Origin of the sequence: Roseivivax halodurans JCM 10272, from assembly GCF_000521785.1 — a bacterium.
In the GTDB taxonomy this organism is placed as follows: Bacteria; Pseudomonadota; Alphaproteobacteria; order Rhodobacterales; family Rhodobacteraceae; genus Roseivivax; species Roseivivax halodurans.
In genome coordinates this window covers 1-14,464 of record NZ_JALZ01000030.1, presented here as the reverse complement: position 1 = coordinate 14,464, position 14,464 = coordinate 1, and the positions used below count along the sequence as shown (strand labels likewise).

At 64.7% G+C, this 14,464-nt stretch carries 16 protein-coding genes and 1 pseudogene; 11 read left to right on the top strand and 6 right to left on the bottom strand.

Annotated elements, in window-relative coordinates:
• Positions 1–74 precede the first annotated feature (74 nt).
• From OCH239_RS17330 to OCH239_RS17310, 5 genes are read left to right on the top strand one after another with little or no spacing between them, the layout of a single operon-like run.
• The gene (locus tag OCH239_RS17330; RefSeq protein ID WP_051489570.1) at positions 75–1,052 is read left to right on the top strand and encodes a hypothetical protein; all 978 of its coding nucleotides are present in this window, start codon (positions 75–77) and stop codon (positions 1,050–1,052) included.
• On the top strand, positions 1,049–2,353 hold the full coding sequence (locus tag OCH239_RS17325) for an HlyD family secretion protein (protein WP_051489569.1): 1,305 nt from the start codon (positions 1,049–1,051) through the stop codon (positions 2,351–2,353). Before OCH239_RS17330 ends, OCH239_RS17325 begins: the two co-directional genes overlap by 4 nt.
• Before the next feature lie 2 nt (positions 2,354–2,355).
• The gene (locus OCH239_RS17320) at positions 2,356–4,527 is read left to right on the top strand and encodes a peptidase domain-containing ABC transporter (protein WP_211242018.1); all 2,172 of its coding nucleotides are present in this window, start codon (positions 2,356–2,358) and stop codon (positions 4,525–4,527) included.
• Positions 4,469–6,043: a sensor histidine kinase gene (locus tag OCH239_RS17315; RefSeq protein ID WP_051489567.1), complete on the top strand. Its 1,575-nt coding sequence runs from the start codon at positions 4,469–4,471 to the stop codon at positions 6,041–6,043. The genes OCH239_RS17320 and OCH239_RS17315 overlap by 59 nt, the downstream gene beginning before the upstream one ends.
• A 6-nt stretch (positions 6,044–6,049) precedes the next feature.
• On the top strand, positions 6,050–6,721 hold the full coding sequence (locus OCH239_RS17310; protein WP_037265420.1) for a response regulator transcription factor: 672 nt from the start codon (positions 6,050–6,052) through the stop codon (positions 6,719–6,721).
• A 12-nt stretch (positions 6,722–6,733) separates the two neighbouring features.
• On the opposite strand, the gene OCH239_RS17305 is transcribed toward OCH239_RS17310, so the two are convergent.
• Positions 6,734–8,083: a S8 family serine peptidase gene (locus OCH239_RS17305; protein ID WP_244430386.1), complete on the bottom strand. Its 1,350-nt coding sequence runs from the start codon at positions 8,081–8,083 to the stop codon at positions 6,734–6,736.
• A 101-nt stretch (positions 8,084–8,184) separates the two neighbouring features.
• Between OCH239_RS17305 and OCH239_RS17300 the strand changes: the two genes are divergently transcribed.
• The gene (locus OCH239_RS17300; RefSeq protein ID WP_037265417.1) at positions 8,185–8,679 is read left to right on the top strand and encodes an RNA polymerase sigma factor; all 495 of its coding nucleotides are present in this window, start codon (positions 8,185–8,187) and stop codon (positions 8,677–8,679) included.
• Positions 8,680–8,714: 35 nt separating this feature from the next.
• Positions 8,715–9,479 (top strand): anti-sigma factor family protein, encoded by a 765-nt coding sequence (locus tag OCH239_RS21810; protein WP_051489566.1) that lies wholly within the window; start codon positions 8,715–8,717, stop codon positions 9,477–9,479.
• Between the two features lie 260 nt (positions 9,480–9,739).
• Here OCH239_RS21810 and OCH239_RS17290 read toward each other — a convergent pair whose 3' ends face one another.
• The 3 genes from OCH239_RS17290 to OCH239_RS17280 all read right to left on the bottom strand — a co-directional run bounded on the left by OCH239_RS17290 (position 9,740) and on the right by OCH239_RS17280 (position 10,786).
• Complete coding sequence (locus OCH239_RS17290; RefSeq protein ID WP_157577930.1) at positions 9,740–9,988, bottom strand: hypothetical protein; 249 nt, start codon at positions 9,986–9,988, stop codon at positions 9,740–9,742.
• Positions 9,981–10,298 carry a hypothetical protein gene (locus tag OCH239_RS17285; RefSeq protein ID WP_037265410.1) on the bottom strand — a complete coding sequence of 106 codons (318 nt, stop codon included), beginning with the start codon at positions 10,296–10,298 and terminating at the stop codon, positions 9,981–9,983. Before OCH239_RS17285 ends, OCH239_RS17290 begins: the two co-directional genes overlap by 8 nt.
• Positions 10,299–10,366: 68 nt before the next feature.
• Positions 10,367–10,786: a thiol-disulfide oxidoreductase DCC family protein gene (locus OCH239_RS17280; protein ID WP_037265407.1), complete on the bottom strand. Its 420-nt coding sequence runs from the start codon at positions 10,784–10,786 to the stop codon at positions 10,367–10,369.
• An 83-nt stretch (positions 10,787–10,869) separates the two neighbouring features.
• Here OCH239_RS17280 and OCH239_RS17275 point away from each other — a divergent pair, with 83 nt between their 5' ends.
• The 4 genes and pseudogenes from OCH239_RS17275 to OCH239_RS17265 all read left to right on the top strand — a co-directional run bounded on the left by OCH239_RS17275 (position 10,870) and on the right by OCH239_RS17265 (position 13,299).
• Positions 10,870–12,261 carry an HTTM domain-containing protein gene (locus tag OCH239_RS17275; RefSeq protein WP_037265405.1) on the top strand — a complete coding sequence of 464 codons (1,392 nt, stop codon included), beginning with the start codon at positions 10,870–10,872 and terminating at the stop codon, positions 12,259–12,261.
• Positions 12,262–12,449: 188 nt separating this feature from the next.
• Positions 12,450–12,557, top strand: a pseudogene (locus OCH239_RS22250) (ATP-binding protein); the annotation flags it as partial.
• A gap of 230 nt (positions 12,558–12,787) precedes the next feature.
• Positions 12,788–13,030, top strand: a complete 243-nt coding sequence (locus OCH239_RS17270; protein WP_244430385.1) for a type II toxin-antitoxin system Phd/YefM family antitoxin — start codon at positions 12,788–12,790, stop codon at positions 13,028–13,030.
• Complete coding sequence (locus OCH239_RS17265; RefSeq protein WP_037265402.1) at positions 13,027–13,299, top strand: Txe/YoeB family addiction module toxin; 273 nt, start codon at positions 13,027–13,029, stop codon at positions 13,297–13,299. Before OCH239_RS17270 ends, OCH239_RS17265 begins: the two co-directional genes overlap by 4 nt.
• Before the next feature lie 181 nt (positions 13,300–13,480).
• Here OCH239_RS17265 and OCH239_RS22245 read toward each other — a convergent pair whose 3' ends face one another.
• Positions 13,481–13,906 (bottom strand): type II toxin-antitoxin system VapC family toxin, encoded by a 426-nt coding sequence (locus OCH239_RS22245; protein ID WP_084782585.1) that lies wholly within the window; start codon positions 13,904–13,906, stop codon positions 13,481–13,483.
• Positions 13,907–13,936: 30 nt separating this feature from the next.
• Positions 13,937–14,158, bottom strand: a complete 222-nt coding sequence (locus tag OCH239_RS17255; RefSeq protein WP_037265397.1) for a type II toxin-antitoxin system Phd/YefM family antitoxin — start codon at positions 14,156–14,158, stop codon at positions 13,937–13,939.
• Between the last annotated feature and the right edge of the window lie 306 nt (positions 14,159–14,464).

Below are 14,464 nucleotides of genomic sequence, written 5' to 3'. Positions count from 1 at the left end.
CCGACATCACGCCATCACTGCGCGTTCCGGCAACAGGTCTTCGGGACGCGCGACACCCTGCAGGAGCGCAAGACATGCCCTTCGAAAGCGAAGTCGGACTGGAGGCGGAACTGTGCCGCGTTGCCGGTAGGGACGATGCCGACACCCAGGATGAGTTATGGCTTCTGGGCCAGCCAACCCTCGCCGACTTTCTCGACCATGTCAGGAAGGCCGTCGACGGGGGGGACCGCCTCGACCGCCGGCTCCTGGTGGATGCCTGGCGGGAGGCCAACGACCATTATGCCGAACTGGAGACGACCGAGGCGGGCATCGCCGACGAGATCGACTGCCTGGAATTGCCCGCCGAGCTTGCGTCGCTGGCCGAGGACCTGTCGGAGCGCGAGCACTTCCGCAACACGTTCGACCGGATGCCCACGACCTTCGGCATGGTCGAGCTTGACAAGATCGTCGTGTCGCAGCGGCGTGTGACGCTGCCTTTTGTCGAGGCGTTGGCGGCGAAGCTCGATCCGCGCCCCGACCCTAAGGATCTGTTCCGCTTCTGCCAGCCGTTCGAGCGCCGCGACCCGCCCGTCGAGATCATGCGGCTAGGCAATCAGCGCTTCGTGTTCTCCTCGGACTCGAACGATCTGAGGTTCCACGAAACGGCCATGTTGCGTGCCGATCAGGTCACGGGGCGCGAGTCCTTCGCGCCGGTCTCGGGCGCCGTCGGGCTGTTTGTGGGCTACGGCTCGAACTTCCTGACACTCATCCGTTCAGAAGACAGGATGGTGCTCCACAACGGCTATCATCGCGCCGTCGCGATGCGCATGGCCGGTGTCACCCATGTCCCTTGCGTCATCCAGACAGTGACCCGGCGGGACGAGCTTGAGGTTTCGGCCGCGCAACCGGTCGTGGACGATCCGACATTTTATTTCCGGTCCCCGCGTCCGCCGATCCTGAAGGATTTCTTCGACCCGGCCATCAGGACACTCCTGCGCACACGGCGGACGAAGAAACTCGTCGAGGTCAGCTTCGAGGTCAGGGACTACACCGTCTACGAGGGCGGGGCATGAGCGACGGGCCCGCCACCGAGGCGCAGGCCCGGGACACATCCCTCTTCCGGCCCGAAGCCGTGGCCGAGCAGCAGGACCGCTGGCTTGGGAATGTGTTGCTGGCCCCGCGGCTGTCGCATGCGCTGCTAACCGGCACGGCGACACTTCTGGTCGCCGGAGTGATCGGGCTTGTCACGTTCGGCGAATACACCCGAAAGGCGCGGCTCCAGGGCTCGCTCGCTCCCGAGGGCGGCCTGATCCAGGTGATGGCGCCGCAAGCCGGGGTCCTGACCCAGGTCGCGGCGAGCGAGGGGCTCGAGGTCGAGCGCGGCGCGACGCTGGCGGTCTTGTCCATCGAACGCCAGAGCGAGACGATGGGCGCCACCCAAGGTGAGGTCGTGCGCGCGCTGCGCGTCCGACGTGACGCCCTTCTGGCGGAGAGGGACCGCTATCGCGCCCTTTTCGACAGTCAGGATGGGGCCCAGGAGAGACGTCTGGCAGCTTTGGACGCGGCAGCCGAAGATCTTGAGGCCGAGTTCGGTCTGCAGCGCGCCCGGCTTGATCTGGCCCGGCAGACGCAGGAGCGGCAGCGTGATCTGAGGCAACGCGATCTCATCACGGCGGAGGCCTTGCGGGCCGCCGAGGAGGAGGCGCTCGACCAGGCGCTGGCCTTGCAGATCCTGGAGCGCCAGCGCGGCACGCTCGCGCGCGAGCGGTTCGAGATCGAGGCTGCGCGGGAGGAGGCCCCGGTCCGTGCTGCGCTGCAACTCTCAGAGATCGACCGCGCTGTGGCAGCGCTGGATCAGGACATCGCCGAAGCCGAAGCCGCCCGCGAGATCGTCATCGCGGCGCCGCATGCCGGCACGGTGACGGCCGTGCGCGCCTCCGCTGGTGGCGGAGCGGGCCCCGACCTGCCCCTGATGACCCTGGTGCCGCAGGGCGCGCTGCTCGAAGCAAGGCTCTATGGCCCCAGTAGCGCGATCGGCTTCGTGCGTCCCGGCCAGGAGGTCCGCATCCGCTATGACGCCTATCCCTATCAGAAATTCGGGCTCTACGAGGGCACCGTGGCCTCGGTCTCCCGGTCCACGATCAGGCAGGACGAGCTCGACACCGCTGGGGCCACGGCCCCGGCGACCGACCGGGCGGAGCCGGTCTATCGCGTCACCGTCCGCATCGCCGCGCAGAACGCGACCGCCTACGGAACAGAGGCCCCGCTCCAACCGGGCATGACCCTGAGTGCCGATATTCTGATCGAGACCCGCCGCCTTTATCAGTGGATCCTCGATCCGCTCCATTCGCTGACCGGGCGGACCGAGGCGTGAGAGTGGAAGGGTTGCAGTTCGGCTGGGGCCGTCGACTGCCGGTGACGCTGCAGGCGGAAGCCGCGGAATGCGGCCTTGCCTGCCTGTCGATGATCGCGGGCTTTCACGGTCAGCATTCCGATCCCGGTGCCTTGCGGCGCCGGCACGGGTTCTCGCTGAAGGGAGCGACCCTCAAGGACGTGATCGCGGTCGCTGACCGGATCGGTCTCGCGTCGCGTCCGGTCCGCCTCGAGGTCGATGAATTACGGCTGCTGCGGCTGCCCTGCATCCTGCACTGGGACCTGAGCCATTTTATCGTTCTCAAGGCGGTGCGGCGCGGCGGCGTGACGATCCACGATCCGGCCGAGGGCGTGCGCCGCCTGTCGATGGCCGACCTGTCCCGCCACTTCTCGGGCGTGGCCCTGGAACTCACGCCGACCGGCGGCTTCGAGCCGGCGGCGGCCCCGCCGCGCATTCGCATCCGTGCGCTTCTGGGCCGGATCACGGGAATGCGCCGGTCGCTGGCGCAGCTTCTGCTGCTGGCCTTCGCGCTGGAGATCTTCGCGCTCCTCGCGCCGCTCTTCCTGGGCCTGACGGTCGATCAGGCCATCGTCTCGGCCGACCGGGGCCTGCTTCTGACGCTGGCGATCGCCTTCGGCCTGTTGCTGCTCCTGCAGACGGCAATCGGCGTGCTGAGGAGCTGGATGCTGATCACGCTCGGGGCGTCCCTGAAGGTGCAGGCGCGCACCAACCTCTTCTCGCACCTGATCGCGCTACCGGCGACCTATTTCGAAACGCGCCACGTGGCCGACGTGATGTCGCGCTTCGACAGCCAAGACACGATCCTGCAGACCCTGACCACCGACCTGGTGGTCGCCATCCTCGACGGGCTCATGTGCGTTGTCACGTTGATCGTCATGTTCGTCCTGGCACCGACGCTCGCGACCGTGGCGCTGGTCGGCGCGGCCCTCTACGCCCTGCTGCGCTGGTCGTTCTACATGCCACTTCGGCAGGCCTCTGCGGAGGCGATCATCTGGGCGGCGCGGCGCGACAGCCATTTTCTCGAGACGATGCGCGGCGTCAAGACGATCAAGCTTTTCAACGGGCAGCAGGACCGGAGGGCGCACTGGCTGAACCTGCTGGTCGAGACCACCAACCGCCAGCTCATCACGCAGCGGCTGAACCTGGTCTTCCGCACGGCGAACGGGCTTCTGCTCGGGTTCCTGGGGATTCTCGTCGTCTATCTCGCGGCGCGGATGATCTTCCAGAACGTCTTCTCGGTCGGTCTGCTGATCGCCTTCATCGCCTACAAGGACCTGTTCGTGCGACGCGTCAGCGGGTTGATCGACACCTTCGTGGAGTTGCGGATGCTGAGCCTGCATGCCGAACGGCTCGCGGATATCGCGCTGACCGCGCCCGAACCCGCCGGCGATCCGCGCCCCGCGGCGGCACGGCAGACGCCGATCGGGATAGAGGTCCGGGACGTGTCGTTCCGCTACGGACCGAACGATCCGCTGGTGCTGGACGGGCTCGACTTCCGGATCGCGCCGGGCGAGTCCGTTGCGTTCGCGGGGCCGTCCGGTTGCGGTAAGACCACGCTCCTGAAGCTGATAGCGGGACTTCTGGAGCCCACATCCGGCACCATCCTGGTCGATGGCGAACCGCTGGCACGCCTGGATCCACAGACCTGGCGGGCAAGGATCGGCGTCGTGATGCAGGATGACAGCCTTTTCGCCGGCTCCATCGCAGACAACATCGCCTTCTTCGCCTCGGGAGCCGATCCCGCCCGGATCGAGGACTGCGCCCGGCACGCAGCCGTGCACGACGACATCGCCGCCATGCCCATGGGTTACGGCACGCTGATCGGCGATATGGGCACGGTGCTGTCGGGCGGCCAGAAGCAGCGCATCCTGCTGGCCCGTGCGCTCTACCGTGCACCGGGACTTCTGTTGCTCGACGAGGCGACGAGCCATCTCGACATGGCGCGCGAGAGGGAAGTGAACGACTCGCTGAAAAAGCTGTCGCCGACCCGCATCGTCGTGGCGCATCGTCCAGAAACGATCATGGCGTCCGAGAGGGTCATAACGTTCCGCAAGGGCAAGATTGCGTCGGACGAACGCAGAGAGGGCGTGATGGATGAGCATACTGGCCAAGATCATCGCCTTCCAGGCGGTCGTGGCCTTCATGTTGCTTAGTACGGCGGGGGCGACGTATTTCGCGATCGAACGCATAGACTATTATTTCGATCGCAGCCGACTGGCGCGGGCGCAGATGGACACCGTGATCCGCCTGTCAGCGCACATGAACCGCTACTCGGAAAACATCGCGGAGATGCTCCTGCTCGGACGGACGGAACTGGATGATTTCTACGTGGCCCGCGGCAGCCTCGAAGACAGCCTCGACCGTCTGACCGACCTGATCGAGGAGGAAATCGGCTTCGTGCGCTCGGCAACGGAAAAGGAGGCAGAGCGTGAGGAACTGGTGCGCGTGGAGGCGATGCGTGAGCTCTACGAGTCGATCGACCTGACGGCGCAGCGGCTGATGTTCCTGCGTGATGCCGGCCGTCAGGAGGAAGCCGTGGAGCTCTTTCGCGACGAGATCGAGGACCGAATGGACGAGGAGCTCGAGAAGTACATTTCGGCCGCGATCGAAGGCGAGACCAGAGAGCTCAATCTCATCCAGACGCAGACCAACCGACTTGAGCAGCAACTGACGCTTCTGGTCATCGTGATCTGCCTGGCCGCTCTGGCCGTTTCGCTGATCGCTGGTGCGATACTGGCGCGGACGCTGACCCGACCGATCCGGGCCCTGATCTCGGGAGCGCAGGCGATCGGTGACGGCGATCTGGCATATCGCATATCCTACGACCAGAAGGACGAATTCTCCGATCTGGCGGACCAGTTCAACGTCACCGCCGCGCAGCTCGAGGCACAGCGCCGGCAGCTTCTCGAGGTCCAGTCGGGACTGGAGACCGAGATCGGCCGACGGACGAGCCAGCTCGAGGATGCGAACGGCCGGCTGAAAAAGCTCGACGAGATGCGAATGCTGTTCCTGGCCGATATCGGTCACGAGCTGCGGACGCCGCTGACCGTGCTGCGCGGAGAAGCCGAGATCGTGTTGCGTGGCGATAAGCCGGTCGAGGAATACCGCGAGACGCTGGGCCGCATCGTCGTGCTGACTCAGCAGATGGGCCGACTGATCGAGGACCTCTTGTTCCTGTCGCGGGCCGAAGTGGGCGCGATCCGGTTCGAGATGGAGCCGCTTGTCCTCCAGGATGTGCTCGACGTCGCGCTCGCAGAAGCCCGCGTTCTGGCCGCCGAGGCCGGCGTGCTGCTTCATGCCGAAATCGATGAGACACCCTGCGAAGTGGAGGGTGACGCCGAACGCCTCATCCAGGCGTTCCTGATCGTCCTCGACAATGCCGTCAAATATTCGGACCGAGGGGCTTCGGTGAACATCACCCTAAGCTGTGCCCGCCCGGATGCCGTGGTCAGCGTCCAAAACTCTGGTCCTGAAATACCCGCCAGCGACCTGCCCTTCGTCTTCCACCGCTTCTACCGCGGTCACCAGACCGAGAAAAGGATTGCCGTCGGCAGCGGCCTCGGACTGCCGATTGCCAAATGGATCGCCGACACCCACAGCGGCGGCATCTGTCTCAAGAGCGCGGACCACGAGACGATCGTGACCCTTCGTTTTCCCTTGATCGCGTGAGGGTACATGGCAAAAATTCTACTCGTTGAAGACGATCCGCGCATCGCCAGCTTCGTCTCCCGGGGTCTGGCCTCCGAGGGGCACGTCATCGACATCGCTGAAAAGGCGCTCGATGGCCTCACGATGGCGCGGTCCACTGAATACGCGCTGGTCATTCTCGACCGGATGCTGCCGGACATGGACGGTGTCGAGATCTGCCGACAGCTCCGCACCGAGAACCATACCTGCCGCGTCCTGATGCTGACGGCCAAGGACGCGGTCGCCGACAAGATCGGCGGGCTCTATGCGGGGGCGGACGACTACGTGACAAAGCCGTTCTCGTTCGACGAATTCGTCGCGCGGGTCGAGGCCCTGCTGCGTCGCGGCACACCCGAGAGCCTCGAGCCGGTGCTGCGCGTGGAGGACCTCACGCTCGATCTGCGGTCACGCGAGGTGCGGCGCGGGAGCCGCGAGATCAGCTTGACGCGCAAGGAATACGCGCTTTTGCGCTACCTGATGGAGAATGCCGGGACCGTCCTCAGCCGGACACAGATCCTGAACAACAATTGGGGATACGGCTTCGATCCCGGCACCAAGGTCGTCGATGTCTACGTGCGCTACCTGCGCAAGAAGGTGGACGAGGGAGAGACCAAGCAGCTCATCAAGACCAAGCGCGGGGCGGGCTACAGCATTGGATAGGCCAAGCTGGTTTCAACCATCCCGTGCCCCGTCGCAGAGCGCCCCGAGACCGACGAGACCCGCGCCGAAAATGGCGTCGGGACCGGGTTCGCCGAGATCGCGCGCAAGATCGCGGAGCCGGGCGGCAACCTCGATTGCGGGAAGATCGGGATGCGCCTCGCGAAGGATTGCCGCTGCGGCGGAGACGAATGGTACCGCGAAGGAGGTGCCGGTCTTCTGGCGTGCACCGCTGATCGAGGCGGCGGTCCAGACATCCACGCCGGGCGCGGCCAGGTCCACGTGATCGCCCCGGACCGCACGGCGGTAGACCTCGCCCGCCCGGTCGACGGCGGTCACTGCGATCACCGGGGCATAAGCGGCGGGATAAGCTGGCTCGGAGGCAGGTCCTCCGTTGCCCACGGCGGACACGACGACGATGTTCCTATCGCGCACGAGACGCTCCACGACCGCTTCAAGAACGGCATTCGGGGGTCCCGCGAGGCTGAGATTGATGACGCCCACCTCTTCGGTCGCCAAGGTGTCGAGCGCCTCGATCAGGGTGAAGATGTCGGCCCGCTCGTCCGATCCCCGGCGGTGGAACGCGTCTATAGCCACCAGCCGCGCGCCCGGCACGAGGCCGGCTGCACGCGTCGCGGGGTCGCCCACGAGCAGCGCCGCGACCGCCGTGCCATGGACGGCGCCGGAGGGATCGAAGCTCTCGGGAGACATCCGTCGCAAATCGAGCGCAGCCCCAGCGAAGGTCTCATGATCTCCGTTGATGCCGGTATCGATCATACCGATGGTTGCGCTGCGTCCACAGGAGGTGTCCCGCACGGACTGGACCGGCCAGGCGATCGACCGACGGGCCGGGCAACTGGCCCCCGAGCAGCCGTCGAAGCCTTGCTCGGAGCGGTAGTAATGGTTGAAGTCGGCGGCCTCGCCCGACGCAAGCGCCTGCACGATGTCGCGCGCCGCAATCAGCGTCGTGCCCCCGGGGATGCGCAACCGGCGCGAGGTTTCTCCGAACTCGGTGAGCGAAATCTCCTCGATTACCGCAAAACCTTGCGCCACGAGCGTGGCCAGATCCTCATCACTGAGGGACAGCGCCACGATCTCGTCGGGCGCGAAGACGGGCGGTGGTGGCGCGGGCGCGACCGGCACCGGCGCACGGCGAACCCGTATGGGTCCGTCATCATCGTCATCATCTCCGCCATCGTCGTCATCGTCATCCCGGCCGTCATCATCGTCGTCATCGGCAAGCACGATGGTCGCCGATCCCAGCAGCAGGACAGCCGCCGGAGCCGGCACGAGGAGGGCCAAGACCAACGCCACCATGGTCTTGCGGCGCCAACTGAACCCATCGCCTCGAGGCCTGTTTGTCATGGCTTTTCCGTTCTTCTCCGGAATGTCTCGGGGAATACGTGCGATTCCGGGCATTATTCCGCAGTAAGCCCGCGGCTGGTACGGAAAAGAGCCTGAACCGGATGACGGATCGTTTCGAGACTGACCTGATCGAGGCGGTTCCGGCGCTGCGCCGCTATGCCCTGTCCCTCTGCCGCCGGGGCGACGTTGCGGACGATCTGGTCCAGATCACCGCCGAGAGGGCGATGGCGGGCCGGCGGGGATATGATCCGGCGACCGCAGTGAGACCTTGGCTTTTCCGCATCCTGCGCAATGCCTGGATCGACATGACCCGCCGGCAGATCACGCGGGGCACCGAAGTCGACGTGCACGAGATGCCCGAGGCGGCGATCTACGACGGATCCCGCGCCAGCGAGGCATCTCTGGCCTTGCGCGAAACCGAGGCCGCACTGGCCACACTGCCTGCGGATCAGAGAGAGGTCATCCGCCTCGTCTGCTTCGAAGAGCTGAGCTATGCCGAAGCCGCTGAGGTTCTGGAGATCCCCAAGGGGACGGTGATGAGCCGCCTGGCCCGGGGCCGCGTGGCGCTGGCTGAAAAGCTCGGACTAAACCGATAACGCGGACGTAGACGATCCAGACAAGGAGCAACCGAATGGCCGGGGCGACATTCACCGACGAGACCTTGATGGCGTTTGCCGACGGCGCGCTGGACGACGCAACCGCCCGGCGGGTCGTGGAGGCGGCCCGGTGCGACGAGCGCGTGGCGTCTCGGATCGCCCTCTTCCGCAGCACAAGGGAGGTGCTCGATCGGACCGCCGAAGCAGAGCGGGCGGACCCGGTGCCCGACGCCCTGATGGCACGCGTTCGCGCGACGATCGACAGAGAGCCGCCAAACGAGGCGGCTGGAAACGTCGTCGCCTGGGGCGGCCGGCCGCGGGAGGGAAGGTCGAGGTCTGTCGCATGGCCTGCCGCGATTGTAGCCAGTCTCGCCCTGGCCGTGGGGCTGGGCACGGGCTGGATCATCGCGCCGACCGGTGAAGAGGGCGCATTGAATGCGTTCGATTCCGCATGGGTCGAGCGCGCTGGCCTGACCTATCCGCTCTCCAGGCTTCGGAGCGGCGAGAGCGGCACCACGGAGGTTGGCGATGTCACCTTGGTCTCGTCGTTTCGCGATGCCTCGGGCGCGTTCTGCCGGGAATTCGAGATCGCGACGGAGGCGCAGACCTATGTCTCCGTTGCCTGTCACGGCGGGGGCTCTTGGGAGGTGCGGTTCGCCGCGGTAACTGGCGGCACCGTCGAAGGCTATGCGCCGGCATCCTCGCTCGATGCCCTCGACGCCTATCTCGCGGGCATCGGCGCCGGAGCTCCGCTGGACGCAGAGGCAGAGGCCGCGGCTCTGTCGGAACCGGGCGGGTAAGGGTGGACTCGGGGCGCAAACCACTAGCGATCCTTTGCCTCACGCCTTTTGGTGTGGCCGGATCAGTGAGCCGGTCGCGTGGCGTGAGGGGGCCATTCTTGACCGAGAGGCCAGAGCGGCCCTCCCAGCTCCGGCCGTGTCGCGAGGAGCGATCGACCGGTGGGTGGGCCTCGCTCCGAAAGAACGGCGCCCGCACCCGTCGGTCAGCCCTCGAAGGGATGCGCCCGCCCCCGGATGCGGGAGCGGGCGGGTCGCTGGCGTCACTGCTCGCGATCTTCCGTGCCGGTCGACGCCTCCGGCCCACGGCGTTCTCCGCGTCGGTTTTCACCGGCGCCCGATACCCCGTGCCGGTTCGGTCCAGCATCCTCGGAGAAATCCGCACGGTCGCGGTCGAGCCTCGCCTCGAAAAGCGAAGAGATCGGGCCGAGCCGGGGGATGATTGTTCTTTTGGCCATGCCTGCGGTCGCCGCGAGGGATAAGCTGCGCTCGGCGCGTCCCGTGTCAGTCATCGTCGTCGTCCCGGCGACCGCGGCGATCATCATCGTCGTCGTCGTCATTGTGCCAACGCCCCCGATGGCCTCGGCGGTCGTCGTCGTCGCGCCAGCCCTGGCCGCGGAGCGTGGCGCGGGTCCGCCAGCCCCCATCGTCGTCGTCATCGTTGATGCGGTAGAGCCCAAGATCTTGCCGGCCATGGGTGGTCTCTATGCCGAAGGTGCCGGGACGGTGGCGGAAACCGTCATCATCGTCCGCGAGGGATGTTGTCGAGCAGCCGGCCGACAATGCTGCGGCCGCGGCCACGAGAATGAGGGTCCGTTTCATGGTCTCTGGTCCTTTTCTGAACTGGTCCGCCCTGCGGGTCGTGAAAGGACTACGGGACACGCTTCTCCCTATTCCTTCGGAAGGGACTTTTCCCTCTGCACCTTGATCGGCCCCCGCCCCATCATGCGCAATGCGAGCCACCGGCCCCGAACGAGCCAGGGATAGACCGCCGCCGCGATCCGCGGCGATGAGAAGACACGGCGCTGAAGGCTGTTTGCCACGCCGCCGGGGCCGGACTGGACCGCCATGAGATGCAGCGCCGCATCGCCGTGGAACACTTGGCCCCGCCAACGCACGATCATGCCCCGATCGAGATCGTAGCCTGCCTCGGCCAGCATGGCGGGGCGTGGATCGCCGGATCGAGCATCGACGAGCTCGACCGCCCCCACTCTCTCGCGCAGCCGGACCATCCGCACCCAGGAGGCGCAGAAGGGACATTCGCCGTCATAGACGATCTCCATCACCGAGGCTTGATTGCCGGGCTGCATTCTTCGCTCCTTCGCGCCGACTTTCACAGGAATAACGCCGGGGCTTTGCCGTTAATCCCATGAGTCATGTAGAGGAGGAGAGCATGAGGTCCGACATGATCCGCGCCTCGGTACGAAGAGCGCATGTGACACTGTCGCAGCCCGTCTCCGCCCTGTCGCTGGCCGCCTTTCGCATCGCGCTCGGGGCGCTTCTGGTCTGGGATTGCTGGCGTTTCGTCAAGTACGACCGCGTCTGGCGCTACTGGGTCGCGCCGGAGATCCACTTCACCTACGAAGGTTTCGGCTGGATCACCCCGCTGCCCGAACCCTGGATCCACCTCGCCTGGCTTCTGGTGGGTGGCTCGGCCTTCTGCGTCATGCTGGGGCTGTTCTACCGGATCTCGATCGTGGTCCTCACGGTGACGTTCGGCTATTTCTTCCTTCTCGATAAGGCGGAATATCTCAACCACTTCTACCTTGTCCTGCTGTTTCTGCTGCTGATGTGCGTGCTGCCGGCGCACCGCGCCTTCTCGCTGGATGCCCGGCTCTTCCGGCGTTCGACTGCAAGCGGCGTCCCCTATGCCGCCGTCTTCGTGCTCCGCGCGCAGATGGAGATCGTGCTGGTCTTCGCTGGTCTGGTGAAGCTCACTTCCGACTGGCTCGCCGGTCAGCCGCTGGGATTGTGGCTCCGGGCGCAGGCTGACAGCCACCCTCTGGGCGCGCTCTTCGTCCATGACTGGCTGATCCTTGCCGGAACATGGGGTACGGTGGCTCTGCATCTCGTCGGCGCTCCGCTTCTGTTGTGGCGCCGCACAAGGCTTGCTGCCTTTTGCGTCTATGCGTTGTTCCACGCGGCGAATGCTGGGCTCTTCAACATTGGCATCTTCCCCTGGCTCACCTTCGCGGCCACGACGATTTTCTTCGCCCCGGACTGGCCGCATCGGCTGGCACGGTGGTGCCTCGGATGGTTCGAGACGCTGCCTGCGCCAGCGGACACCCTTGGCAGGACCACTCGCCGCCTGCCAAGGGTGACCCTTCTGGCCATGTCTGCGTGGATCGCGGTGCAGATCGCGCTGCCGTTGCGTTCTCTGGCCTTTGCCTCGGAAGTCCGCTGGGCCGGAGACGGTCATCGCTTCTCGTGGCGGATGCGGATCTATGACCGGCAAGCGGACGGCCGGTTCATCGTGACGGCGGACGGCCAACACTGGTACATCGATCCCGAGACCTATCTTAGTCCGCGACAGGCGAGGAAAATGATGGTGCGCGCGGACATGGTGCATCACTTCGCCGGTGAGCTTGCCGAAAGATGGCAGGAGGCCGGATATTCCGACGTCTCCGTGCGCGCCGAGATCCGAAAATCCCTGAACGGCCGTCCCCTCCAGAACTTCATCGATCCTGCGATCGACCTGACGTCGGTCGAGGTCGCGCGGTTCTCCAGCGATTCCTGGATCGTGCCTCTGCAGAGTTCCGCCGCGAGTCTTTCCGAACCTCAATGATCTGGCCCGGATCCGGAGGCGAGGTAGCGGGTCAGTCCCAATACCGAAGGGTCAGGAGCGCGAGATCCCGCATCGGCGTCGATATGTTGCCGCACGAGGACCAAGAAACGGGTTTCACCACCTTGCTCGGCATCGAGTAGTCAAGGCTCTCTACGGTCCTTCGCGGGGCCTCGCTTGAATGACCGCTCGGCGCTCTCCTCGACCGGCTGACCCATCACGTCAACATCATCGAGATGAATGGTGAGAGCTACAGACTTGCCCAGATCCGCGCCCGACAGGCCGAAGCCCCAACCTGATCATCCGCCGCAAGATCGGCCCTGTGGGCCATGCGCCATGGCACGCACCAGCTATCTGGGCGCGCGCGCCATGACGCGTAGCTCCCCGCCATTGGCCTGGTATTGCGCCGCCAAGTGGCCGGTTTTTGGTCCGCTGTGGACACGGGTTGCGACGCATTGAAATGTACAGAATTATGTACTAGATAATGCATCTGGATCTCACAGTTCTGAGCGAGGCGAACATGCAAGTCATGACCTACACCAACGCCCGTAAAGGTATGAAGTCGGCGATGGATATGGCGATTAATGACCGCGAAACCATTGTTATTACACGTAAAAACAGCGAAGCTGTCGTCATGATGTCGCTGGATGAGTACAATTCGATCAACGAAACCCTGCGCCTGGTGCAAAGTCCGGAAAACGCACGTCGCCTGCGGGCTTCCATAGCGCAACTCGATGCCGACGGTGGCTTGGAGCGTGAACTCGATCTGTGAAACTCGTCTTCTCGGATCAAGCTTGGGAAGATTACCTGCATTGGCAGGAGCACAGCGATGGCGGTAAGACACTGGATCGGGTGAACGAGCTGATCAAGGTGACCAGCCGGAGCTTTTTCAAAGGCACCGGCAAGCCCGAACCGCTCAAAGGAGAGTTCTCCGGCTGGTGGTCTCGGCGCATCACCGACGAGCACAGGATGGTCTATCGCGTGGCCGGTAAAGGTGATGACCAGCGTCTCGAAATTGCCCAGCTCCGATATCACTACTAGAGTTCGGATAGGAGAGCCGGCTCAGGTCACTGACGATTGCCTCGGCCGAGCGACCCTCTGCAAGCGCTGCCCCAATTTCTTCCGACCGGGGATCGACGATGTCGACCGGTCCAAGCTCACAATACTGCTTTGCAAAATAGGCCTGGCGTTTCTGAGAAATGTTCTCCCCAGCTTCGAGGCCTCAGGTAGCTATCCAAGGATCGACCAGTGAAACATGGGTCGCAGAGAAGTCTCGAGCATTTCTCGTCACCACATGCATCCCATGGACCAATGCTGTCGCGGCAATCAGTGCGTCGCGGTCTGATTTTTGGTCCGGAACATGAAGTCTCGCGCAGCGTCTGGCGACGGCGCTATCGATCGGCAAGGTCCGATTTGCGAACTCTGGCAAGACGCGCTCCTCAAGCCAGGATCGCAGTCGCGCGCCCTGCCCCGTGTCTCGACGCTCGATGCGCAGAACGCCAATCTCGAGCTCCATCACGGTCAGCGCAGAGATGTAGAGACTGCCGGCGTCTTGGTGGCCGATCCAGCGCGTGACGTTTGGATCGGCACGACCATCTCCGACCTTGCGGAGCTCGGAGATGATATTGGTATCGAGTAGATACGTCACTCGAGATTGGCTGCCCGGCTTGCGATTTCGCTACGGGGGGGGATCGAACTCGATTTCGGACAAGCCTGGCATGGTCAAAATTTCCGCCAGATTTCTAGAGGTCCCGGTGAGCTTCCGGTAGGCCTCGATGCTAAGCAAAACATGGGCCGGCCGGCCCCGATCGGTAATGAAGACCGGGCCATGCTCAGCCGCACGCTTGGCCCGGCTGGCGTCTTGGTTGAACTCTCTGCTCGAAACGGTGGTGATGGTCATCACACCCTCCAATGTAGTTATGTTTCTACATAAAACTTCCAGTGCTGAGGATCCAGTTCAACTTGCGTGAAGGAATAACTGCGTCGTGAATTTGCGCCCCTTGGGCAACGGGGCCGAAGGGCTCGGTCGAGACCAATCTCGCCGCCTGCGGTAGTGACTGCAGGAAGCCGGCAGAAGCTGCTGTGCGCAAACGATATTCCCCCCCGCTTTTCGTTCTAGTTCACGGCGTGTAGTCGAGGACCCGGTCGCGAAGCGGCCGTTGGCGCCGAACAGAACGGCAGGGAAAAGGCAGGCAAACGCATGACT